Annotated in this window: 19 protein-coding genes; 7 read left to right on the plus strand and 12 right to left on the minus strand. The window is 74.8% G+C overall.

What is annotated here, in order from left to right:
• Nucleotides 1-128 precede the first annotated feature (128 nt).
• Nucleotides 129-2153 carry a S8 family serine peptidase gene (locus tag ACYP53_RS22565; RefSeq protein WP_459648722.1) on the plus strand — a complete coding sequence of 675 codons (2025 nt, stop codon included), beginning with the start codon at nt 129-131 and terminating at the stop codon, nt 2151-2153.
• Nucleotides 2154-2475: 322 nt separating this feature from the next.
• On the plus strand, nt 2476-3339 hold the full coding sequence (locus ACYP53_RS22570) for a class I SAM-dependent methyltransferase (protein ID WP_459649810.1): 864 nt from the start codon (nt 2476-2478) through the stop codon (nt 3337-3339).
• 49 nt (nt 3340-3388) lie between these two features.
• Here the strand turns inward: ACYP53_RS22570 and ACYP53_RS22575 are convergent, their stop codons facing one another.
• Nucleotides 3389-4864 (minus strand): MFS transporter, encoded by a 1476-nt coding sequence (locus ACYP53_RS22575; protein WP_459648723.1) that lies wholly within the window; start codon nt 4862-4864, stop codon nt 3389-3391.
• A gap of 134 nt (nt 4865-4998) precedes the next feature.
• Here ACYP53_RS22575 and ACYP53_RS22580 point away from each other — a divergent pair, with 134 nt between their 5' ends.
• The 4 genes from ACYP53_RS22580 to ACYP53_RS22595 all read left to right on the plus strand — a co-directional run bounded on the left by ACYP53_RS22580 (nt 4999) and on the right by ACYP53_RS22595 (nt 8537).
• Nucleotides 4999-6000, plus strand: coding sequence for an Lrp/AsnC family transcriptional regulator (locus tag ACYP53_RS22580; protein ID WP_459648724.1), 1002 nt, complete (start codon nt 4999-5001; stop codon nt 5998-6000).
• A gap of 205 nt (nt 6001-6205) precedes the next feature.
• Nucleotides 6206-7093 (plus strand): isocitrate lyase/PEP mutase family protein, encoded by an 888-nt coding sequence (locus ACYP53_RS22585; RefSeq protein ID WP_189918645.1) that lies wholly within the window; start codon nt 6206-6208, stop codon nt 7091-7093.
• A complete protein-coding gene (locus ACYP53_RS22590) occupies nt 7090-7419 on the plus strand; it encodes a hypothetical protein (protein ID WP_459648725.1) in 330 nt (109 codons plus the stop codon). The genes ACYP53_RS22585 and ACYP53_RS22590 overlap by 4 nt, the downstream gene beginning before the upstream one ends.
• Nucleotides 7420-7424: 5 nt before the next feature.
• A complete protein-coding gene (locus ACYP53_RS22595) occupies nt 7425-8537 on the plus strand; it encodes a bile acid:sodium symporter family protein (protein ID WP_459649811.1) in 1113 nt (370 codons plus the stop codon).
• Here the strand turns inward: ACYP53_RS22595 and ACYP53_RS22600 are convergent.
• The 8 genes from ACYP53_RS22600 to ACYP53_RS22635 form a co-directional block, all read right to left on the minus strand.
• Nucleotides 8503-8967 (minus strand): hypothetical protein, encoded by a 465-nt coding sequence (locus tag ACYP53_RS22600; protein WP_229928764.1) that lies wholly within the window; start codon nt 8965-8967, stop codon nt 8503-8505. The two genes, ACYP53_RS22595 and ACYP53_RS22600, sit on opposite strands and share 35 nt — an antisense overlap.
• Nucleotides 8968-9248: 281 nt before the next feature.
• Nucleotides 9249-10208 carry a sigma-70 family RNA polymerase sigma factor gene (locus tag ACYP53_RS22605; protein ID WP_459648726.1) on the minus strand — a complete coding sequence of 320 codons (960 nt, stop codon included), beginning with the start codon at nt 10206-10208 and terminating at the stop codon, nt 9249-9251.
• An 18-nt stretch (nt 10209-10226) separates the two neighbouring features.
• The gene (locus tag ACYP53_RS22610) at nt 10227-11591 is read right to left on the minus strand and encodes an FAD-dependent oxidoreductase (protein WP_459648727.1); all 1365 of its coding nucleotides are present in this window, start codon (nt 11589-11591) and stop codon (nt 10227-10229) included.
• A 195-nt stretch (nt 11592-11786) separates the two neighbouring features.
• Nucleotides 11787-12629: a hypothetical protein gene (locus ACYP53_RS22615; RefSeq protein ID WP_459648728.1), complete on the minus strand. Its 843-nt coding sequence runs from the start codon at nt 12627-12629 to the stop codon at nt 11787-11789.
• On the minus strand, nt 12626-14488 hold the full coding sequence (locus tag ACYP53_RS22620; protein ID WP_459648729.1) for a GMC family oxidoreductase: 1863 nt from the start codon (nt 14486-14488) through the stop codon (nt 12626-12628). Before ACYP53_RS22620 ends, ACYP53_RS22615 begins: the two co-directional genes overlap by 4 nt.
• Complete coding sequence (locus tag ACYP53_RS22625) at nt 14485-14964, minus strand: hypothetical protein (RefSeq protein ID WP_189918654.1); 480 nt, start codon at nt 14962-14964, stop codon at nt 14485-14487. Before ACYP53_RS22625 ends, ACYP53_RS22620 begins: the two co-directional genes overlap by 4 nt.
• 299 nt (nt 14965-15263) lie before the next feature.
• The gene (locus tag ACYP53_RS22630; protein ID WP_459648730.1) at nt 15264-16337 is read right to left on the minus strand and encodes a TIGR03617 family F420-dependent LLM class oxidoreductase; all 1074 of its coding nucleotides are present in this window, start codon (nt 16335-16337) and stop codon (nt 15264-15266) included.
• 247 nt (nt 16338-16584) lie between these two features.
• The gene (locus ACYP53_RS22635) at nt 16585-17256 is read right to left on the minus strand and encodes a type 1 glutamine amidotransferase domain-containing protein (RefSeq protein ID WP_459648731.1); all 672 of its coding nucleotides are present in this window, start codon (nt 17254-17256) and stop codon (nt 16585-16587) included.
• Nucleotides 17257-17430: 174 nt separating this feature from the next.
• On the opposite strand from ACYP53_RS22635, the gene ACYP53_RS22640 reads away from it, so the two are divergent.
• Nucleotides 17431-18339: a LysR family transcriptional regulator gene (locus ACYP53_RS22640; protein ID WP_459648732.1), complete on the plus strand. Its 909-nt coding sequence runs from the start codon at nt 17431-17433 to the stop codon at nt 18337-18339.
• Here ACYP53_RS22640 and ACYP53_RS22645 read toward each other — a convergent pair.
• The 3 genes from ACYP53_RS22645 to ACYP53_RS22655 form a co-directional block, all read right to left on the minus strand.
• Nucleotides 18252-18926 (minus strand): hypothetical protein, encoded by a 675-nt coding sequence (locus tag ACYP53_RS22645; RefSeq protein ID WP_459648733.1) that lies wholly within the window; start codon nt 18924-18926, stop codon nt 18252-18254. The two genes, ACYP53_RS22640 and ACYP53_RS22645, sit on opposite strands and share 88 nt — an antisense overlap.
• 221 nt (nt 18927-19147) lie before the next feature.
• Complete coding sequence (locus tag ACYP53_RS22650) at nt 19148-19984, minus strand: ABC transporter permease (protein WP_189918665.1); 837 nt, start codon at nt 19982-19984, stop codon at nt 19148-19150.
• A complete protein-coding gene (locus tag ACYP53_RS22655; RefSeq protein ID WP_459648734.1) occupies nt 19981-21006 on the minus strand; it encodes an ABC transporter ATP-binding protein in 1026 nt (341 codons plus the stop codon). Before ACYP53_RS22655 ends, ACYP53_RS22650 begins: the two co-directional genes overlap by 4 nt.
• Between the last annotated feature and the right edge of the window lie 10 nt (nt 21007-21016).

The following is a 21016-nucleotide window of genomic DNA, read 5'->3' on the forward strand; positions in this document are numbered from 1 at the left end:
ACCTCGACGGGCCGCCACTCCTTCCGGACGGCGTGCACGAACGGACGCGGCCTCGCCTGCCACGGTCCGTACCCGATCGGTGACACGATGCGTCCGCCCCTTCACACCGCGAGACCCGGGAGTCCGTTTTGGCACGAATCACCATCAACGGCGTGACCGTCGATCCGCTGGCCCAGTCCACCGCGATGGCCCGCGCGTCACTGGTGTCCGAGGACGCCTCCGCGTCCGACTACCTGCTCGTCCAGACCACCCACGTACCCACCGCCGAGGAGAAGGCGCAGCTGGCGCGGCTCGGCGTGGTGATCCACGAGTACGTGCCGGAGAGCACCTACCTGTGCGGCTACCGGCCCGCCGATCTGGCGGCCGTCCGGGCACTGCCCTTCGTGGCCTGGGCCGATATGTACCTGAAGGGCTTCAAGGTCGCGCCCTCGTTGCGGTCCGGGCGGATGCGGCCGGCCCTCGCCGTCCTGGCCGATCCGGTCGAGGTGGCCGGTTCGCGCACCCGTACGGTCGACATCGTCCTGCACCAGGACGTCGACGCGGGCGCGGACGGCGTCCGGCAGCGGATCGCCGCGGCCACCGGGGTCGACGCCGGCGACATCCGGCCGGAGCGGGGCAAGATCCGGATGACGGTTCGGGAGGGGGACCTGTCCGCGCTGGCGGCCATCGACCAGGTGCAGCAGGTCGAGGAGGTCCCGGTGATGGGCTTGCACAACAGCGTCGCCGCCGGGTTGATGAGCGCCCGGGTCTCGCTCAACGGGACGCCGTTCCGGGGCGAGGGCCAGGTCGTGGCCATCGCCGACACCGGCTTCGACGTCGGCTCCACGACCGATGTGCACCCGGCGTTCAAGGGCCGGGTGAAGCGCCTGACCGCCCTCGGCCGGACCGGCCCCGACCGGACGGACGACCCGATGGGCCACGGCACCCATGTGTCGGGCTCCGTGCTCGGCGACGGTTCCTCGGCCCCCATGGCCGAAACCGTCCAGGGAACCGCCCCCGGGGCGTCCCTGGTCCTGCAGTCGCTCCTGGACGACCACGGCGGGCTCGGCGGAATCCCCGACGACCTGGCCGACCTGTTCGGGCCGCCCTTCCAGGAGGACGGGGCACGGATCCACACCAACTCCTGGGGGCCGGTCCAGCCGAGCCTGCCGTACGACCGCAGCGCCTTCGAGGCCGACCAGATGGTCTGGGACCACAAGGACTTCGTCATCTGCTTCTCGGCCGGCAACAGCGGCCAGGACCGCGACGGCAACGGCCGCATCAACCCGGCGTCCGTCAGCGGCCAGGCGGGGGCCAAGAACTGCATCACGGTCGGCGCCAGCGAGAGCAGCCGCCCCCACATCCCGCTCACCTACGGCCAGTTGAGCTCGGTGTCCTTCCCCGTCAGCCCGATCCACGACGACCCGCAGGCGACCAATCCGAAGGGGATGGCGGCCTTCAGCAGCAGAGGACCGACCCAGGAGGGCCGGATCTGTCCGGACGTCGTCGCCCCCGGCACCTCGATCCTCTCCACGCATTCACGCGCCGCGGGTCCGAGCAGCCTCTTCGGCGACTGCTCCGACCCCGCCTTCTTCTTCGACAGCGGCACCAGCATGGCCACCCCGCTGGTCGCGGGCTGCGTCGCGGTGCTGCGCGAGACGCTGGTGAAGAACGGGACGCCCGATCCGAGCGCCGCGCTGCTCAAGGCCATGCTGATCAACGGCGCGGAGGACCTGCCGGGCCAGTACCAGCCCACCGAGGCCGGGGCGTCCCCGAACAACAACTCCGGGTTCGGGCGCGTCAACCTCACCCGCTCGGTCGTCCTCCCGGGCAACGGCGGCCGGGCCGGCTTCGCCGACGAGGCGGAGCTGGAGCAGGACAAGGAACGCGGCTTCCACATCCCCGTCCCGGAGGCCGGCCACACCCTGAAGATCACCCTGGTCTGGACCGACCCGCCCGGAGCCGGCCTGCAGAACGACCTCGACCTGATCGTCCGGGCCGGCGGCACGGAGCGCCACGGCAACATGGGCACCGGCCCCGGCTTCGACCGCGCGAACAACGTCGAGCAGGTCCACTGGGACGGCATCCCGGCCGGCGACGCCGAGATCGTCGTCCGCGCGCACCGCATCACCAAGTTCGCCCAGCCCTACGCCCTCGCCTGGCGCATCGACTGACCTCGGCCGCCCCGTCCGATCGGGGCCCCGGGAGCGCCTCCGCCGCGTTCGACCCCGCCGGGCCGGACGCGGCGGAGGCCGTGCTGGACACGGTGGAGCCATGGGAGGACTACCGCTGACCGGCCCGTACCCCGCACCGGACGCGGGCCCGGCGGACCGACCGGCTCGAACGGTCGATCGAACAACCGGAATCCGGTCCTTCACACCTGGTTCCAGCAGGCCCCGGCGTCGCTATGATGATCCGCCTCACGTCCTCGGCGTCCCCCCTCCGCGGCGTGATCCGCCACCGCGCCCCGCCGTCCCCCTGGAGGCCGCCGTGCCCATGCCCGAGACCGCGCCCGTCAGCGCCGTGCCGCTCAAGCGGGACGACATCCCCGGCTGGTTCTTCAGTCTCGACCGGGCCGCCTTCGGGCACCTGCTGTCCGCCCAGAGCGCGGCCGGCGTCACCGGCGACATCCTGGAACTCGGCAGCTACCTGGGCCGCAGCGCCGTCCTGCTCGGCGACCACCTGCGGCCGGGCGAGCGGCTCACGGTCTGCGACCTGTTCGACTCCGAGGCGGGTGACGAGGACAACGCCGCCGAGATGGACATGTCGTACCGGAAGACGCTGACCCGCAGCGCCTTCGAGGCCAACTACCTGGCCTTCCACCGCGAGCTGCCGGAGATCGTCCAGGCCCCCACCTCGGTGCTGGCCGACGGCCGGATCCCGGCCGGCAGCTGCCGGTTCGTCCACGTCGACGCCTCCCACCTGTACGAGCACGTCGCCGGGGACGTCTCCGTGGCCCGGGCCGCGCTCACCGAGAACGGCCTGGTCGCCCTGGACGACTACCGCTCCGAACACACCCCGGGCGTCTCGGCCGCGGTCTGGGAGGCGGTCTTCACCGGCGGACTGCGGCCCGTCCTGCTCACCCCGATGAAGTTCTACGGCACCTGGGGCGACGTCGCGGCCGCCCGGCGGGTCCTGCTGGAACGGGACTGGCAGGCCGAGGGCTACACCGTGGACGAGGACACCATCGCCGGGGTGCGCGTGCTGCGCCTCAACTACCGGGTGAAGGCCCCGGTCCAGCGCTCGGCCTCGCGCCGGCTGGCGCTGGAGCTGCTGCCCCCGGTCGCCACCAAGGCGACCCGGCGGATGCTCAGGACGCTGCGCGAGCGGCGTGCGGTGCCGCCGGTGCCGAGCGCCTGACCAGGCCGTCCTCGCCCGACCCGGCCGTCTCCGCCTGGCCCGGCCGTTCCTACGGTCGCTCGGCGGGGGCGGACGGGGACGGCGTGCGCTTCGGTTCCTGGCACGGTTCCGGTTCCAGGCCCGGCGTCGGCTCCGGCTCCGGCTCCGGGCGCGCGGACGGGCGCGGTACGGGCGCCGACTTCGGCGCGAACGCGTAGGCGAGCACCGAACCGAGGATCCCGGTGGCCGCGGCGGCGAGCAGGACCCGGTTCAGGCCCTCGAACGGCGCGGCACCGCCCCACTGGAACAGCACACCGAAGACCGCGACCCCCAAGGTCTGCCCCAGCTGGCGGAAGGTCGTCATCGCCCCGGCGGCCGCGCCGGCCCGCTCGGGCGGGAGCGCCGCGAACACCGCGGCGCCCATCGCCGGGCCCAGCAGCCCCACGCCGATGCCGGTCAGCACCAGACCGGGCGCCAGCGAGGAGGCGGAGGAGCGCGCGTCCAGCCCGGCCTGCAGTGCGCAGCCGATCCCGCTCAGCAGCAGGCCTGCGCCGAGGACGGCGCGCGGCGACCGGCCGTGCAGCCGACGGCCGCTGAGCAGTGAGGTGGCGAAGGAGGCCAGCGCGAGCGGCATCAGCGCGAGCCCGGCGCGCACCGGCCCCAGGCCGAGGCCGGACTGCAGCCACACCGAGGTGTAGACGAGCGCCGCGAAGGCGGCCGTGGCGGCGACGACGCAGGCCAGCACCGCCGAGAAGGACGCCCGGGCGAACAGGCGCAGGTCCAACAGCGGTGCAGGGCTGCGCAGTTCGACCCGGACGAAGACTCCCAGCGCGAGCGCCGCGACGGCCGTCGGGCCCAGGGTGCCCGGTGCGGTCCGGTGTCCCGCCGCGGCCGAGGAGAGGGCGTAGGTGAGCGAGCCCGCGCATAGCGCGAAGGCGAGCGCGCCGGGCAGGAAGGTGCGGATGCCGGCGCCCGCGTTCACGTACGCGCCCGGGCGTCCGGCGGGCAGGACCCGCCGGGACAGCGCCGCGGTGGCGACGACGAGCGGCAGGTTGAGGAGGAAGACCGCCCGCCACCCGGCCTCCTGGGTGAGGACCCCGCCGAGCACCGGGCCGACCGCCGCGGCCAGCCCGGTCACCGCGCCGAACACTCCCATCGCCCTCCCGAGGTCGGGCCCCCGGTAGCCGGAGCCGAGCAGGGCGAAGGTGGTCACCGCGATCGCCGCCCCACCGACGCCCTGCACTCCGCGGGCGGCGACCAGGGCACCCGCGTTCGGGGCCAGGCCGCAGGCCAGCGAGGCCGCGCCGAACACCGCCAGGCCGGCGAGGTACACCGCGCGCGCCCCGTACCGGTCCGCCAGTGCGCCCGCCGCGAGCATCAGCACCGCCAGCACCAGGGTGTAGACGTCGACCACCCACGACAGCACGGGCAGTGGCGCGGACAGGGACGACCCGATGTCGGGCAGGGCGACGGACAGCACCGTCGTGTCGAGCAGGAACATGAAGGCGCCTAGACAGACCGCCACCAGCGGCCACCACTTGTGCACGGGACTTCCTCCGTAACGCTTGTCCGCCGGACGTACGCGGCGGGTTCGACCGGACGTCCCCACGGTCCGGTCCCGGGTTCGTCGCCCGCCACGCACGCCGCCGGATGCGGCGGGAACTGGCACACTGGCGCCCCATGAAGACGGATACCGTCACCCTGGACGAGACCGACCTCGGGCTGGTGCACGCCCTGCAGATCGACGGGCGGGCTCCGTTCCGCCTGATCGGCGAGGCCCTCGGCGTCTCGGAGAACACCGCGGCCCGCCGCTACCGCCGCCTCCGCTCCACCGGGACCCTCCGTGTCGTGGGCGGCCTGAACGGCTCCCTGCTGGGCTACCACGCCTGGACCGTACGGCTGCGGTGCACACCCGACGCGGCGACCGCCATCGCCGGAGCCCTGGCCGCCCGGACGGACACCTCGTACGTCCACCTGCTCTCCGGCGGCACCGAGATCTCCTGCAGCGTCCAGACCCCGACCGCCGACGAGAGCGAGGCGCTGCTGCTGCACAAGCTGCCCCGGACCGGCCGGATCACCGACGTCTCCGCCCATCTGCTGCTCGACAGCCATGCGCTGCCGAACAGTTGGGCCGGCCCCGCCCGGCTCGGCCCCGAGCAGGCCGCCCTGCTGGCCCCGCCGCCGGTCGACCGGGCCGGGGACGCCGGGGCCGTACGGATCTCGCTGGAGCCGCCGGACCGTCCGCTGCTCGACCTGCTGGCGCGGGACGGGCGGGCGAGCCACGCCGAGCTGGCCGCCGCGACCGGCTGGTCCGAGTCGACCGTACGGCGCCGGCTCGCCGTCCTGCGCGGGGCCGGGGTGCTGACCTTCCTGGTCGACGTGGCGCCCGCCGCGCTCGGTTTCCGCACCGAGGCCCGGCTGTGGATGTCCGTCCGGCCCTCGCGGCTCGCCGCCACGGCCGCCGCCCTGGCCGGCCACCCGGAGGTCTCGCTGGTGGCCCACACCACCGGGCCGACCAATCTGCTCGCCGCCGTCAACTGCCGGGACTCGCCGGACCTCGCGCGCTACCTGACCACCCGGGTCGCGGCGCTGGACGCGATCCGGAGCATCGAGACGGCGCCCGTCGTCCGCACGGTGAAGCGCGCGGGCACCCTGCTCCCGTTCGACCGGCCTTCCCGGTGAGCCCGGCTCGCGCCTTCCCTTTCAGCGCGCTTGGCATATGAACTTGTTTTACGACGTGCCGATTTTCTCCACACCCTCACTCCAACGGGGGAATCTCTTTTAAAGATTTGCCCACGGAACATTAAAGGCCGCATGATGATGGCACCTCAGTTTAGTCTAGTGATCACCAAGTTCAGGCAAAGTCATCCCAGGCGAGGAGAAGGCCATGTTCCACGGCACCACGACGACGGACACCCCCGGGCAGCGGCTCCGCACGGAGATCGCCGGCCCCGGCACCACGCCCCTGATCGGCGTCTACGACATGTACTCGGCCTCGATCGCGGCCGAGCACTACAACGGCATGTTCGTCTCCGGCTTCGGATTCGCGGCCTCCTACTACGGGCTGCCCGACATCGGCTTCATCGCCTGGCCCGACATGGTCGCCTTCGTCGAGCGGCTGCGCGGAGCGTTCCCCGGCCACCACCTCCTGGTCGACATCGACGACGGCTACGTCGATCCCGAGGTCGCCTGCCACGTCGTGCGCCGACTCGAACGGATCGGCGCCTCGGGCGTGATCCTGGAGGACCAGAAGCGGCCGCGCCGCTGCGGTCACGCCGACGGCAAGCAGGTCCTCCCGTTGGAGGAGTACCTGGAGAAGCTGGAGCTCGTCCTCGCCAACCGGACGGACCTCGTGGTGGTCGCCCGCACCGACGCCACCGAGGAGGACGACATCCTGCGCCGCGCCCGCGCGCTCGCCGCCACCGACGCCGACGTGGTGCTGGTCGACGGCGTGCGCAGCGAGGAGTGGATCCGCCGGATCCGCGCGGTGGTCGGCGACAAGCCGCTGCTGTTCAACCAGATCGCGGGCGGCAAGTCGCCCCGGCTGTCCCTCTCGGAGCTGACGTCGCTGGGGGTGGACGTCGCCATCTACAGCACGCCCTGCCTGTTCGCCGCGCACCGGGCGATGGACGAGGCGCTGGCCGGCCTGAAGGTCGCCGACGGGCGGCTGCCCGCGTCCGCCGAGGAAAGCCGACAGATCGGCGTGCGGGAGTCCACCGAGCTGCTGGAGCGCAACATCGCCCGCTCCCGCGGGCTCACGGCGGTGACGGCGTGAGGGCGGGGCAGCGCGGGCCCGCCCCGCCCCCGACGGCCGCCGCCCGGCGGGCCGGCGTGCTGCGGGTGCTGGTCGGCACCTGCGCCTGCGCCCTGCTGCTCATGGGCGGTGCCGTGCCCGCGGTGGCGGGCGGCAGCCTGATCACGGTCGTGGACAACTCCAACGCCGACTCCTGGCTGGAGATCGACCGCACGGCCAATCTCCAGAACGGCAGCGGCTCCGCGGGCAGCGACCACGACGGCGCCGGATCGCTGGTGGGCGGGCTGCTCGGTGCGGCGCCGTCGCTCGGGCCCGCGCTCCGCCCGGTGGCGGGAGGCGGCCCGTGACCGACATGACCACCATGACCGACCGTCCGGCACGGCGGGCCCGTCGGCTGCTGCCGCGCCGGTGCGATCCGTACTTGGCCGCATTGGCCGGGACGGTCGGCCTGGCCTCGCTGTTCCCGGCCTCGGGCGGGTCGGCGCGGATCGCCGAGGCCGCCTGCGACCTCGCGGTGGCGCTGCTGTTCTTCCTCTACGGCGCCCGGCTGTCCACCCGCGAGACGCTTGCCGGGCTGCGCCACCTGCGGCTGCACGGGCTGGTGCTGGTCGCGACCTTCGTCCTCTTCCCGCTGCTCGGGCTGGCCACGGCGCTGCTCACGCCGGTTCCCCTGACCGCGCAACTGCAGACCGGGGTGCTGTTCCTCTGCCTGGTGCCCTCGACGGTGCAGTCCTCGGTGGCGCTCACCGGCGCCGCCTGGGGCGACGTCCCCGCGGCGATCTGCGCGGGCACCTACTCCAGCCTGGCGGGGCTGCTCCTCACCCCGCTGCTGTCGGCCTGGCTGCTGGGCTCGCACACCGAGCTGTCCGCCGACGGGCTGCTGCGGATCGGGCTCCAACTGCTCGCGCCCTTCCTGCTCGGGCAGGTGCTGCGCCCGTGGATCGGCGGCCTCCTGGCCCGTCACAAACGGGTGCTGACACCGGTGGACCGCGGTTCGATCCTGCTCGTCGTCTACACGGCGTTCAGCGCGGCGGTGGCCCAGGGCATCTGGCAGCTGGCCACTCCCGGCGCCCTGCTCGGGCTCCTCACGGTCCTGCTCGCCCTGCTCGCGGTCACCCTGGCGGCCACCGGGCTCGGCGCGCGGCTCCTGGGGCTCGACCGGTCGGCCCGCGTCGCGGCAGTGCTGTGCGGGTCGCAGAAGAGCCTGGCCGGCGGGCTGCCGATGGCCACCGTCCTGTTCGGACCGCAGGCGGGCCTGATGGTGCTGCCCTTGATGCTCTACCACCAACTCCAGCTGGTGGTCGGCACGGTCCTGGCCGGCCGCTGGTCGCGGGCCCGGGAACCGGATCCGGCACCGGAATCGACATCGGAACCGGCGGCACCACCGGCACCGGCACCGGGCGCAGCACCGGTCACCGCCACGGCCGGGGTCACCGCTGACGGCGCTCCGCCAGCGCCCGGCTGATCCCCCGGCGCAACCGGGTCGACGCCCCGGGCACGTGCCCGAGCCAGTTCAGCCGCTCGACCGTCAGCTCCGGTCGGCGGGCCAGCTCCAGCACGGCCGCGAACGGGCGGTCGCCCTCCCCCAGCCGCACCGCCACCAGGTCGACCAGCCGCCCCAACGGCTCGCCGGTGAACGCGGGATGGGCGGCGATCAGCTCGAGCAGGTAGTTGTCGTTCCAGGTGCTGTGGCGCCGGACGGACAACGAGGCGAGCAGTTCGGCGGGCGCGGCCGCGTTCCCGGCGATCGCGTGCCAGACGAACGGGTACTCGCACCGGGCCAGTTGCCGCAGCACGTCGGGGTTCGACGTCCGCTCCGCCAGCCGACGGTAGTCCCCGCCGTCGTGCAGGTGGCGCAGCGCCTCGACGTCATCCGTCCGGTCGGTCTCGTCCATGTCGAGGCGTGACCCTAGCAGGCCCGCTGCCGCCCCCGGACTCCCGGGCCCACGGGGCGGGTGGCTCGTCCGGACACGGTTGATGACCGGCTCCCGGCCTTCACCGGTCGGTGGCCCCTCGCAGCCGACCCGGGTGTTCGACTGCGGCAGTGCGGCACTTGAACGGCTCGTCGGCAGGCCGGTCCCACCGGCGTCACCGCTTCAGGCACCCTGAGGGCACCTCACCCGCCGACGGCGCCGGCGGGTGAGGTGGCGCCGGCGGTGGCACGGGGACGCCGGAGTCACCACCGGGCGATGAGCGGCGGGCCCGGTCGGTGCCGCCGCCAGGCTTCGGTGAGGCGGCGGAGGCGGGCGGGGGTGCCGATGCCGCGGACGGTGGCGATCCTGCCGTCGGCGAGGTCGAAGGTCACGGCGCCGATCACCTGGTCCCCGAGCGTGAACAGGATGGCGGGGGCGCCGTTGACGACGGCGTAGTGAAGGGAGGATGTGCCGCCGACGAGGCGTCGTTTCGCGGGTGTGGGCCGGAAGCCGGCCCGGGCCATGGCGGCGATGCGCTGCGGGGTGTCGTACCGCACCAAGGTCTCGGCGGGGCCGGCGCCGTTGGCGTCGGAGACCGCGGTCGCGTCGTCGGTGAGCAGCGCCACCAGCCGTTCGGTGCGGCCCGAGGAGGCGGCGGCGAGGAACTCCTCGACGATCCGGCGGGCGGAGGCCGGGTCGGCTTCGCCCCCGCCGCGGCGGCCGGCGGCGATGCGGTGCCGGGCCCGGTGGAGGTGCTGCTGGCTCGCCGACTCGGTGATGCCGAGGATCTCGGCGATCTCGGTGTGGCGGTAGGAGAAGGCTTCGCGCAGGAGGTAGACGGCCCTTTCAAGGGGAGGCAGGCGTTCCATGAGGGTCAGTACGGCGAGGGACACCGATTCGCGCTGCTCGAAGGTGTCGGCCGGTCCGAGCATCGGGTCGCCGTCGAGGAGCGGTTCGGGCAGCCAGGCGCCGACGGAGCGCTCACGGCGGGCCTGTGCCGAGCGGAGCCGGTCGAGGCAGAGGTTGGTGACGACCTTGGTCAGCCACGCCTCCGGCACCTCGATCCGCTGCCGGTCGGCGGCCTGCCACCGCAGGAACGCGTCCTGGACGGCGTCCTCGGCGTCGGTGGCTGAGCCCAGCAGCCGGTACGCCAGCGAGGCCAGCCGGGTCCGGCCGGCCTCGAAGCGGCTGGTGTCGAAGCGGTCGATGGCGGTGCCGTCCACGTGGGTCACCCTAGGTGGCTACGCGGCCGTGGTACGGGCGGGGGCGGTCGGCCCTGCGGTCGGCCCCGCGGTCGGCCCCGCGGTCGGCCCCGCGGTCGGCCCTGCGGTCGGCGCCGCGGTCGGTGTCTCGGCCGGCACCGCGGCCAGGCGCCGCTTGCGCTTGGGCAGGCCGAAGGTGGGGTGCGCGTTGGCCCACAGCGACATCCTGAGGATGCCCGACTTGATCCGTGCGGCCTTCCGGCCACCGGTGTACGTCGGCTTCGCCCGCCCTTCGCCGTCGACCGTCTGCAGGATCCCGTCCCGCCGTCCGAGGCTGATGTGGTTGCCCGGGTACGCCAGCTTGGTGTTCGCGGTCCTGCCGCCGGTCAGGCGTCCCACGATCGCGGCCGTGGCCCGCATGGCGGTGAAGCCGGCCGAGGCGCAGGACATCGGCAGTGGCCGGCCGTTGTCGCCGACGGCGTGGACGCTGTCACCGACGGCGTACACGTCCGGGTGCGAGACCGACCGCATGGTGTGGTCGACGAGGATCCGGCCGTCCTCGGTGACCGCCAGCCCCGCGGCGGCCGCGACGGGACCGACCGCGAACCCTGCCGTCCACACGGTCACGTCGGACGCCAGGACCGTGCCGTCGGCACAGAGCACCCGCGCCGCCTCGACGGCTTGGACGGCGGTGTGTTCCACCACGGTGATGCCCAGCCGTTCGCAGGCCCGGCGCAGGTGGCCGCGGGCTCCGGCGGAGAGCCGGGCGCCCAGCTCGCCGCGGGCGACCAGCGTCACCGACAGGCCGGGCCGGGATTCGGCGATCTCGGTGGCGGTCTCGATGCCGGTCAGTCCGTCGCCGACGACCAGCACGCGCCCGCCACCGCCCCCTCGGCCGAGGCCGTCCAGGCGCTCGCGCAGGCGCAGCGCCGAGGGCCGGCCCGCGACGTCGTAGGCGTGCTCGGTGACGCCGGGCACGCCGTGGTCGGCGACATGGCTGCCGAGCGCGTAGACGAGCGTGTCGTAGCCGAGCTCGCCGCTGCCGGTGCCGCCATCGCCGTCGGCGCCGGTGCCGCCATCGGTGCCGGTGTCGGTACCGCCATCGGTGCCGGTGTCGGTGTCGACGGCGGTGTCGGCCACGGTGACGACCCGGCGCTCGGGGTCGACCGCGGTGACCCGGGCGAGGCGCAGCCGGATCCCTGTACCCGCGAAGACCTCGGCGAGTCGCGGGGCCACGACCTCCTGGCCGGCCGCGAGCTGGTGCATCCGCAGCCGCTGGACGAAGTCCGGCTCGGCGTTGACCACGGTGATCCGGACGTCCGTCGGGGACAGTCGGCGGGCCAGGCTCCCGGCGACGTGGGACCCGGCGTAGCCGGCTCCGAGGACGACGATGCGGTGCTTCATCAGGTGCTCCTGTCGGCTCGCTCGATCGCTTGCTCGTGTGCTCTCGGCGACTTGAGCGGGGCAGCGCCTCGATTGCTGACAGGAACGAGGTGTGAGGTGGGTCACAGGCCGGCGGGAGCCCCGGCGACGGCTCCCGCCGGCCTGGTCAGGGCCGGGTCGCGGCCGGGTCAGGGCCAGGTCAGGGACCGGGGGGCGTCATCGGACGTAGTAGGCCCGGTTGTGGGCGGCGACCGGTGGGGACTGGTAGGTCCAGACGCCGGCCGCCGGGGCGTCGGCGATCAGGTGGGCGAGGTCGCGGGCGGACTCCTCGGCGGGGTTGCCGAGGTCGAGGCGCACGCGCTCGGCGGTGCGGTCGTCCAGGGCGTAGTAGCGGTAGGGCTGGTAGACGTTGAGCGGGCCGGCGAGCAGCTTGCCCTCGTCGTCGGTGCCGTAGCCGGTGATCGGGGTGTTGTTGACCGGTTCGGGGGTGAGGCCGACCAGGTTGACGTCCAGGGCGAGGAGTTGCTCGTCGTGGCGCTGCAGCCCGTCCGGCCCGAGGGTGGCGCGACGGCAGGAGACGGACCAGCGTTCGCGCACGGCGGGCGCGTTGAGGGAGGGCAGGGTGCTCTCGAACCAGCCCGGGTGCTTGGGCTCGGCGTAGAGACGGCGTCCGGCGTCGATGGCCAGCGGGTTGTCGCAGAGCACGTGCAGCCGGGCGATGCCCAGCAGCTTGGTCTGGTCGTAACCCCTGGCGTACTGGCCGTAGTTGACCACCGGGATGCGGTCGTCGGCGAACAGCGGGTGGGCGATCAGGTTGATCTCCAGCTCCTGCGTGATGCCGCCGCCGTTCGGGTACTGGGCGAAGTAGAGCTGGTAGTTGAGCGACACGCAGGCCCCGCCGTCGAAGGCGGCGGCTTTCAGCCCGGGGTGGCGCTTGCCGAGCAGCTCGCGCGCCCGCTCGCGGTCGACCAGGTAGTCGACGCCGATGTTGTGCAGCGCGCCGTAGTGGAAGGGCAGGTGGTACGGCTCCGGTACGGGCGGCAGTGGCAGGCCGGTCATGAGTGCTCCGAGGGCGAGGGTTCGGGGGTGCGGGAGGTGGACGCGGCCGGGGGTGTCACGGCTGCCGGGCGGTTCAGCTCCAGCAGGTCCCGGTGCATCCGCCCGGCGCTGCGCAGGGCGAGCGCCGCCATGGTGAGCGAGGGGTTGGAGGTGCCGAGCGAGGGCATCGAGCCGCAGCCGACGGCGTACAGGTTGGGGTGGTCCCAGCAGCGCTGCCAGTGGTCGACCACGGAGGTGGCGGGCGAGTCGCCCATCAGGTGGGTGCCGCCCGCGTGGCCCGCGCCCCGGTAGCCGTGGACGGCCCCCCGGTGTTCCAGCCGGCCCGGCCAGGCGGCCGCCGGGTAGGCGGTGTGGTCCTCGGCGCCGATCAGGGCGAAGAGCTGGTCGGAGACGGCCCGGGCGGAGGCCATGCCCTCGCGTACGTAGTCGGAGAGGTCGTAGCGGACGGCCGGTGCCGGGAGGCCGAGCGGGTCGCGCCGGTCCGGGTCGAGGGTGACCCGGTTGGCCGGGTCGGCGGGCTGCTCCAGTTCGAACTGGAGCGAGAACTGGCGGCCGAGCCGGTCGCCGAGGCGCTCGCGCAGTTCCTTGCCGCGCAGCCCGGCGGCGAGCAGCGCGGCGGCCTCCGCCTCCGGTGCTCCGCCGGCCCAGGACCAGCCCCAGTTGCCGATCTCGATCCGGAACGGTGCCCGGCGCTCGCGGCCCGGGCCGAAGCGGAAGGCCTCCAGCCCGCTGGTGGAGCCGGGCCCCCGGTAGGGGCCGACCGGGCGGGGCATCAGGCCCCAGGTGAGCAGAGCCGGGTGGTCCATGAGGTTGCGGCCGACCTGGTCGCTGCGGTTGGCCAGGCCGGACAGGAGCAGCAGCCGGGCGTTCTCGATCGCGTGCGCGGCGAGCACCACCAGGTCCGCCACCACCCGGTGGGCCCGGCCGCCCGCCAGGTACTCGACCCCCTCGGCCCGCCCTGTCTCCGGGTCGGCGAGCACCCGGCTGACCACGGCCTCGGTGCGCAGTTCGACCCCGGCCGCCCAACGGGCCTGGGTGCGCAGCGGGGTGTACTTGGCGCCGGTCGGGCAGGCCGGGACGCAGCCGGCGCTGCCCGCGCAGAGCGGTCCCTCGGTGAGCGGTCCGTCGGTGAGCGGTCCCTCGGCGGACCGTCCGCCGGCGGGCCGTCCGTGCACGGAGGCGGCGCGGGTCGGAACGCCGTTGCGGGCGTGCGGGGTGGCGGTGACGGCGAGCCGGGCGGGGTCGGGCACGGCGGGGTCGCGGACGGTGCGGCCGTCGAACGCGTCGGCCAGCTGCCGGTCGAGGAAGCTGGCGGGGATGGCGCGCATCGGGAAGTCGTAGTCGGCCGGGATGGGCAGTCCGACGGCGGCGCGCTGCTCCCCGGCGTCGGCGGCGACGCCGAGTTCGCGTTCGGCGGCGCGGTAGTGCGGCTCCAGGTCGTGGTAGCCGATCGGCCAGTTGCGGCCGTGGCCGAGGTCGCCGGTGCGGAAGTCCTCGGGGTGCATGCGCGGGGCGAGCCCGGTCCAGAGCAGGCCGGTGCCGCCGTTGGCGCGCAGGTAGCCGCTGGCGTAGGGCAGCGGACCGTACTGGCCGAGGTGTCCGGTGGCGGTGAAGCCGCCGTCCGGCAGGCCGGTCAGGTCGGTGACGTCGGGTGACGGCGCGTCGGGGCTGTGCGGGTAGGGCGAGGTGGGCGGTCCGCCGCCGGCCGCGCGGTGGGCGGCGGAGGTCTGGGCGCCGGTGGGCGCGGGCCGTCCGGCTTCCAGGACGAGCACGCGCCAGCCCTGCGCGCCGAGCTGGTGGGCGACCAGGGTGCCGGCGAACCCGGCGCCGACCACCACGGCGTCCCAGCGCGCGCTCATCGGGCCTCGCCTCCGAGGGCGGCCCCGCCCAGCGGCGCCCCGCCCAGGGCTGCCCCGCTTCGGGTGGCCCCGTCTCGGGGGGCCTCGGCCCAGCTGCCGTGCCCGGGGGCGGCGGCGCCGGGCGGCGTGGCCCGGAAGGTGCGCCAGACCAGGCCCTGGTCGTGGGCGCGGGCGGAGCTGGGTGCCTCGCCGGGCCAGGCGCCGACGTACCAGAGGTGGACGAGGGCGTGCTCGTCGCGGACCCGGTGGGCGAGCGCGGTGCGGTGGTGCTCGTCCGCCATGCCGGTGGCGCGCAGCTCGGGCACGTCGAAGCCGGTCAGTTCGGCGCTGACGCGCAGGAACTCGTCCAGGTCGGCCAGCTCGTCGGCCACTTCATCAGGCAGTTCGTCGGCCAGTGCATCGGCCTCGGCGGCTGCGACGGGATCCCAGCTCTCCGCCAGGTCGTAGTCGGCCGGACGCTCGTCGGACACGGACACGCGGGCACCCCCTCGATCGGCAGCGGACGGCAAAGGCCCCGGCGGTGGCCGTGGAACCGGTGGCCGGGGAACGGATGGCCATGGCCAAGACATGACAGGCCCTGAGCCCGGCAGGAACGGAGCGCCCTGCCTCACGGCACCGCCGGTCCCGCCGTCGTGATCCTGCCGCCGGCACTCGCCACCGGAAACCCGTTGCCCGAATCTGCCCGGACTTGATCATTCCTCGCCCGCACGGCCATCCACTTCGACCGTTCGACACAATGAATCGATCATCGAGGGCCGGCCGTGGTCATCCCCGGTCAGCCCAGGGCGCGCACCGCCGACAGCACGTCCAGGCCCAGCTCAGGGTCCGCGTCCTCGGGCAGGTTGACCGAGAGCCGGGTGACCAGGCCCGCGTACCGGCGGTGGATCTCCGCCGCGGCCTCCTCCACTGAACCGGACACCGCGAAGGTGTCGAACACCTCGTCGTCGATCAGCGCCGCCATCTCCGCCCACCGCCCGCGCACCGAGTGGGTGTGCAGCTCCTCCTGCAGCCCCTCCCAGCCGTGCTGCGCCAGCACCGGGCGGTAGGCCGGCGTGGAGGCGTAGAAGGCGAGCCGCTCACGCGTCGCGGCCCGACTGGCCGCCAGCTCCTCCTCGGTGCGTCCGGTGGCGGTGAGCACGTTGCCGACGACCTCGAACGGCCGGCGCGTCCACTCGGCGCCCTCCGCCTCGGCCCGCGCCCGCTCCTCGGTCAGCCCGGGCAGCACCTGCTCGGTCAGGTACGCGGTGGAGGTGAACGGGTGGCTCAGGAACCCGTCGGCCACCGCCCCGGCGGTGCGGGTCATCAGCGGCCCGACGCCCGCGAGCAGGATCCGCGGCACCCCGGCCGGGACGGGGTCGGGCGAGAAGACCGGGGTCATCACCGTGTGGGTGTAGAACTCGCCCCGGAAGCGCAGCCGTTCACCGGTCTGCCAGCTCTGCCAGATCGCCCGCACCGCGTGGACGTACTCGCGCATCCGGGCGGCCGGACGGTCCCAGGGCATCCCGAAGCGCTTCTCGATGTGCGGCTTGACCTGCGAGCCCAGCCCGATGACGGCCCGTCCGCCGGAGGCCGCGTGCAGGCCCCAGGCCTGGTAGGCCAGCGTCATCGGGGTGCGGGCGAAGGCCACCGCGATGCCGGTGGCCAGCTCGATCCCGGTGGTCCGGTCGGCGGCGCGGGCGAGCTGGAGGAAGGGGTCGTAGGCGGTCTCGGCCACCACCAGCCGGTCCATGCCCCGGCGTTCGGCCCGCTCGGCGGCGTCCAGGATCCCCGCCGGGTGCCCGGAGGCGGTGGCGTCGAGGCGGAGGGCGGAGGGTCGGTCGGCGGGTCGGTCGGCGGCGGGTCGGTCCATGGCAGTGCTCCTGGTCGCGGGCAGCGGTGCTACCCGGGTAGCCTGCCACGCCGCCGCCACCGGCACCGCCACCAGCACCGGCACCGGCACCGGCACCGGGCGGACCCGCCTCCCCTGGCAGGACGCCCGCGCCATCCGGGCGGGCCGCCCCTCGCCGCCTACGGCCTCCGTCGGCGGAGACCCGACGGCAGGAGGCGCCCCGTCGTCCCGTCCCCGGGCGTCCCGACGGGCGCCCGCGCCGCGGCCGCTACGCCTTCAGCAGCTCCAGCAGCCCGGTGGCCACCAGGGCGGAGGAGGCCGGGTTCTGGCCGGTCACCAGGTTGCGGTCGACCACCGAGTGCGGCGCCCAGGGCTCGCCCTCCTCGAAGTCCGCGCCGAGGGCGACCAGCCGGTCCTGGAGCAGCCAGGGCGCCCGGTCCGCCAGTCCGGCCTGGGTCTCCTCGGCGTTGGTGAAGCCGGTCAGCCGGTACCCGGCGAACGGCGAACCGCCGTCCTCGGTACGGGCGGCGAGCAGCGCGGCCGGGCCGTGGCAGACCACGCCGAGCGGACGCCCCGAGGCCAGCGCCTTCGTCAGCAGCCGGCCGGAGTCGGCGTCCACCGCCAGGTCCTCCATCGGGCCGTGGCCGCCGGGGTAGAAGACGGCGTCGTAGTCGGCCGGGTCGACCTCGGCCAGCACGAGCGGCTGCCGGAACTCGGCGATCTCCTCCAGCGCCGCGGCGATCGCCGGGTCGGTCAGGCTGGCCCGGTCGGCGACCGGCACGACCCCGCCCGGGGTCGCGACGGTGACCCGGTGGCCGGCCGCGGTCAGGGCCTGGTACGGAACGACGGCCTCCTCCGCCCAGAAGCCGGTCGGGTGCTTGGTGCCGTCGTTCAGTGTCCAGACGTCCGTGCCGGTCAGGACGAACAGGATGTCGGCCATGGTGGGTGCCTCCAGTGGTGCGGTCCCCGCCACGACGACCCCGCCGCGGCGCTCACCCGGCCGACGCTAGACCCGGCGGGCCCGCCGGAACCAATGGGCCACGCGATGCGATCCATCGAAATTCCGATGGCTCGCTCGGGCGGCGCAGCCATCGGGATCCCGTAGGCTCGACGCATGAGCGATCGGCTGCCGCCGGGCTCCGGCCCCCTGGACCTCAACCACCTGCGGACCTTCCTCGCCGTGCACCGCGTCGGCTCCTTCACGGCGGCCGCGCACCTCCTGGGCCTCTCCCAGTCGACGGTGACCGCGCAGATCCGCGCGCTGGAGCAGCGGCTCGGCCGGGAGCTGTTCGAGCGGCGGGCACGCGGGGTCGGCCCGCTGTCGTACGCGGACGACCTCGCCGCCCGGCTGGCGGAGCCGCTGGACCGGCTGGCGGGCGTCACCGACGGGCGCGGCGACGTCGTGCCGGAGCCGGTCCACCTGGCCGGGCCGGCCGAGTTCCTCGGCGCCGTCCTGCTGGCGAAGCTGGCGCCCCTGGTCGCCGAGGGCGTCCAGCTGCGGGTGACCGGCGGGCTGACCGACCCCCTGCTGGAGGAACTACGGGCCGGACGGCACGACCTGGTGATCGCCACCCGGCGCCCGCGCGGCCGCACGCTGCTCGCCGAACCGCTGGCCGACGAGGAGTTCGTCCTGGTCGCCGCCCCGGTCTGGGCCGAGCGGCTGGCCGGCCGGGAACTGCCCGAGGCCCTGGCCGACGTGCCGCTGCTCAGCTACGCCGAGGACCTGCCCATCGCCCGCCGCTACTGGCGCCACGTCTTCGACCAGCGGCTGCACGCCCGGGCCGCGGTCACCGTGCCGGACCTGCGGGCGGTGCTCACGGCCGTGCTGGCCGGCGCCGGCTGGAGCGTCCTGCCCGGCTACCTCTGCCGGGCCGAACTCGCCTCCGGGGCGATTCGGTTGCTGCACGAACCGGCCGACCCGCCGATCAACACCGCCTACCTGGTCCGCCGCCCGGCCGAGTCGGCCAATCCGCACGTGGCCCTGGTCCGCGAACGGCTGCTGGCCGAGGCCTGGGCCTGCTGAGGTCCGGGCCGCCGACCCGGTCGACGTCGGAGCAGGAGGCCCGCCGCCAGGGCGGCCGACAGCCCGCAGGCCGACCAGAGCACGATCCCGGTGCGCCCGACCGGCGGCTCGGGGAAACGGGCGGTCGGCCCGGCCGGTTGCGGGCCGAAGCGGGACCGGAGCTCGCCCGCGTCGAGCGTCACCTGCTTGACCGCCGACTCGCCGAAGGCCGCCGTGGTGTCGATGTGCACGCTCGACACCGGGTACGGGAAACGCCGCCAGAACACCTCGGCCTCCGCGCGGGCGACGGCCATCGCCTCGTCCGGGTCGTGCTCCTTGCCCGAGTAGCGCACGTCGAGCCGGTAACCGGCGGCGGTCCGGTCGCCCACGGTGAAGCAGGCGAAGGTGGGCAGGGCGTCCTGCAGCTCCCGCACCCCGGGGAAGCCCGGGGCGCACGGACCGTTCCAGTCCGGGGCGGTCGCGGCGCCCCAGCCGGCCAGCGCCGCGACCGCCAGGGCGGCCACCGCCGCCGGCCACGGCGCTCGCCGGGTCGTCGTGCCGCTGCCCGCCCGGCGGGGTGGGGCGGGTCTGTCGTCGCTGCTGTCCATGTGTCCGTCCGCGCGTAATGATCACCGTCGCCGGGTCGGCGAGGGGGATCATCATGCCGGACGGCTGCTCCGGGCGGTGAAGCGGGATGCGGTCGACCGGTGCACCTGGTCAGGCGGTCGACCGGCGTGCCCGGCGTGCGGTCGGGCGGTGTGCGGTCGGCCGGCCGGCGTGCGGTCGGCCGGCGTGCTCTCGGCCGGCGTGCTCTCGGCCGGCAGCGGGGTCAGATCGCCAGGTCGCGCCGCTCCAGCAGCCGGAACGCCAGCAGCAGTCCGAGCAGACCGACACCGGTCAGCACCCCCAGCGCCGCCCACGGCACCCCGCCGTGGCCGAGCACGTCGCCCGGGGCGTAGTAGTGGAACGGGCTGAAGTAGCGCAGCGCCCGGGCCGGGGACCAGGCCAGCGCGACGAAGTTGAGCGCGAAGCCGACCGCGCCGAAGACCACCGCCGCACCGATCACGTGCGCCCGCCGCCGGCTGAGCGCGGACACCGCCAGCACCGGCCCGGTCAGGCAGAAGGCGAGGGCGCAGCCGAGCAGTCCGGCGGTGAACACCGCGCCCTCCGGGACGGCGTCGCGCAGCTTCGGGGAGAACGCGACCCCGAGCGCGACGGTCAGCGTGGCGGCGGCGTTGAGCAGCACCGAGGCGGCGACCAGGGCGCCGGTCCGCTCGGCGAGCAGCCGGCGCCGGGAGACCGGGCGGGTCATCAGCAGCTCGATGGTGCCGGACTCGACGTCGGCCGCGACGGCGGCGGCGCCGAGCGAGCCGATCACGGTGAGCTGGAGCGCGATCCAGAACGGGTGGGTCAGCCCGGCGCCGAGCAGGCCGGGGTAGCTGGCGATGGAGATGTCGCCGTTGGAGCCGCTGAACGCCCGGAACGCGCCCGGCGGATTGCGGCGGGCCGCGCCGAACAGCTCCTCGGGCGCGACGGTTCCGGCGATCACCACGATCAGGGTCTCGAAGACGACCATGCCGAGCAGCAGCGAGAGCAGCATCCGGCGCCGCCGGTGCAGGGCGAGCCAGACCAGGGGGAGGCGGCGGCTGACGGTGCCGGGGGTCACGGCGTCGTCTCCCCGTCCGAGCCGTCGCGGTTCCCGTCCGCCGCCTCGTCCTCGCCCGCCGCCCCGACCGCCGCCTCGCCCTCGCCCTCGCCGTCGCCCTCGCCATCGCCATCGCCCGAGCGGTACAGGTCGAGGAAGGCCTCGTCCAGGCCCGCCTCCTCCACCGTCAGGTCGGCCACCGGCAGTTCGGCCAGCAGGCCGCGCACGGCCGGGACGACCTCGTCCGGCGGCACCAGCAGTTCGACCCGCCGGCCGTCCCAGCGCGGGGACCACCGTTCGGCGGCGCCGAGCGGCCGGGCGCCCAGTCCGTCGGCGAAGACCAGCCGGACCCGGCGGGCCCGGGCCTGGCGCAGTTCGGCCACCGAACGGACGGTCACCAGCCGGCCGTGGCGCACGATGGCGACCCGTCCGCAGGTGCGCTGCACCTCGGGCAGTACGTGGCTGGAGAGCAGGACGGTCCGCCCGGCCGCGGCCTCCTCGGCGAGCAGCTCGTAGAAGGTCTCCTGGACCAGGGGGTCCAGGCCCTCGCTCGGCTCGTCCAGTACCACCACCGGGGGCCGGTGCTGGAGCGACTGGACGAGCCCGAGCTTCTGCTTCATGCCGCGCGAGTACTCCCCCACCGGGCGGGCCAGGTCCGCCCGGGAGAGCTTCAGCCGGTCGCACAGTTCGCCCTGGCGCGGCACCGGGGCGCCCTGGAGGGCGGCGAGCAGGTCGAGGGTCTGCTGCCCGGTCAGTTCGGGGTAGAGCCGCAGTTCGCCGGGCAGGTAGCCGATCGAGGGGGCGAGCCGGCGGTGGTCGGCGACCGGGTCCAGGCCGAGCACCCGCACCTGCCCCTCGCTGGGGCCGAGCAGGCCGACCAGGCAGCGCAGGGTGGTGGTCTTGCCGGCGCCGTTGGGGCCGAGCAGGCCGAACACCTCGCCGGCCGCGACCGACACGTCCAGCCGCTCGATGCCGACCGTGCCGCCGTAGCGCTTGGTGAGCGACCGCAGTTCGATCACCGAGCCGGTTCCGTCGCCTGGCATGGCCCACCTC

It is taken from the genome of Kitasatospora sp. Ki12 (assembly GCF_054601375.1).

Bases quoted from the DNA above. Each gene is read 5' to 3' on its own strand.
- ACYP53_RS22570 (WP_459649810.1), top strand. From the start codon at position 2,476: ATGCCCGAGACCGCGCCCGTCAGCGCCGTGCCGCTCAAGCGGGACGAC.
- ACYP53_RS22580 (WP_459648724.1), top strand. From the start codon at position 4,999: ATGAAGACGGATACCGTCACCCTGGACGAGACCGACCTCGGGCTGGTG.
- ACYP53_RS22585 (WP_189918645.1), top strand. From the start codon at position 6,206: ATGTTCCACGGCACCACGACGACGGACACCCCCGGGCAGCGGCTCCGC.
- ACYP53_RS22595 (WP_459649811.1), top strand. From the start codon at position 7,425: ATGACCACCATGACCGACCGTCCGGCACGGCGGGCCCGTCGGCTGCTG.
- ACYP53_RS22600 (WP_229928764.1), bottom strand. From the start codon at position 8,967: ATGGACGAGACCGACCGGACGGATGACGTCGAGGCGCTGCGCCACCTG.
- ACYP53_RS22610 (WP_459648727.1), bottom strand. From the start codon at position 11,591: ATGAAGCACCGCATCGTCGTCCTCGGAGCCGGCTACGCCGGGTCCCAC.
- ACYP53_RS22615 (WP_459648728.1), bottom strand. From the start codon at position 12,629: ATGACCGGCCTGCCACTGCCGCCCGTACCGGAGCCGTACCACCTGCCC.
- ACYP53_RS22620 (WP_459648729.1), bottom strand. From the start codon at position 14,488: ATGAGCGCGCGCTGGGACGCCGTGGTGGTCGGCGCCGGGTTCGCCGGC.
- ACYP53_RS22630 (WP_459648730.1), bottom strand. From the start codon at position 16,337: ATGGACCGACCCGCCGCCGACCGACCCGCCGACCGACCCTCCGCCCTC.
- ACYP53_RS22635 (WP_459648731.1), bottom strand. From the start codon at position 17,256: ATGGCCGACATCCTGTTCGTCCTGACCGGCACGGACGTCTGGACACTG.
- ACYP53_RS22640 (WP_459648732.1), top strand. From the start codon at position 17,431: ATGAGCGATCGGCTGCCGCCGGGCTCCGGCCCCCTGGACCTCAACCAC.
- ACYP53_RS22645 (WP_459648733.1), bottom strand. From the start codon at position 18,926: ATGGACAGCAGCGACGACAGACCCGCCCCACCCCGCCGGGCGGGCAGC.
- ACYP53_RS22655 (WP_459648734.1), bottom strand. From the start codon at position 21,006: ATGCCAGGCGACGGAACCGGCTCGGTGATCGAACTGCGGTCGCTCACC.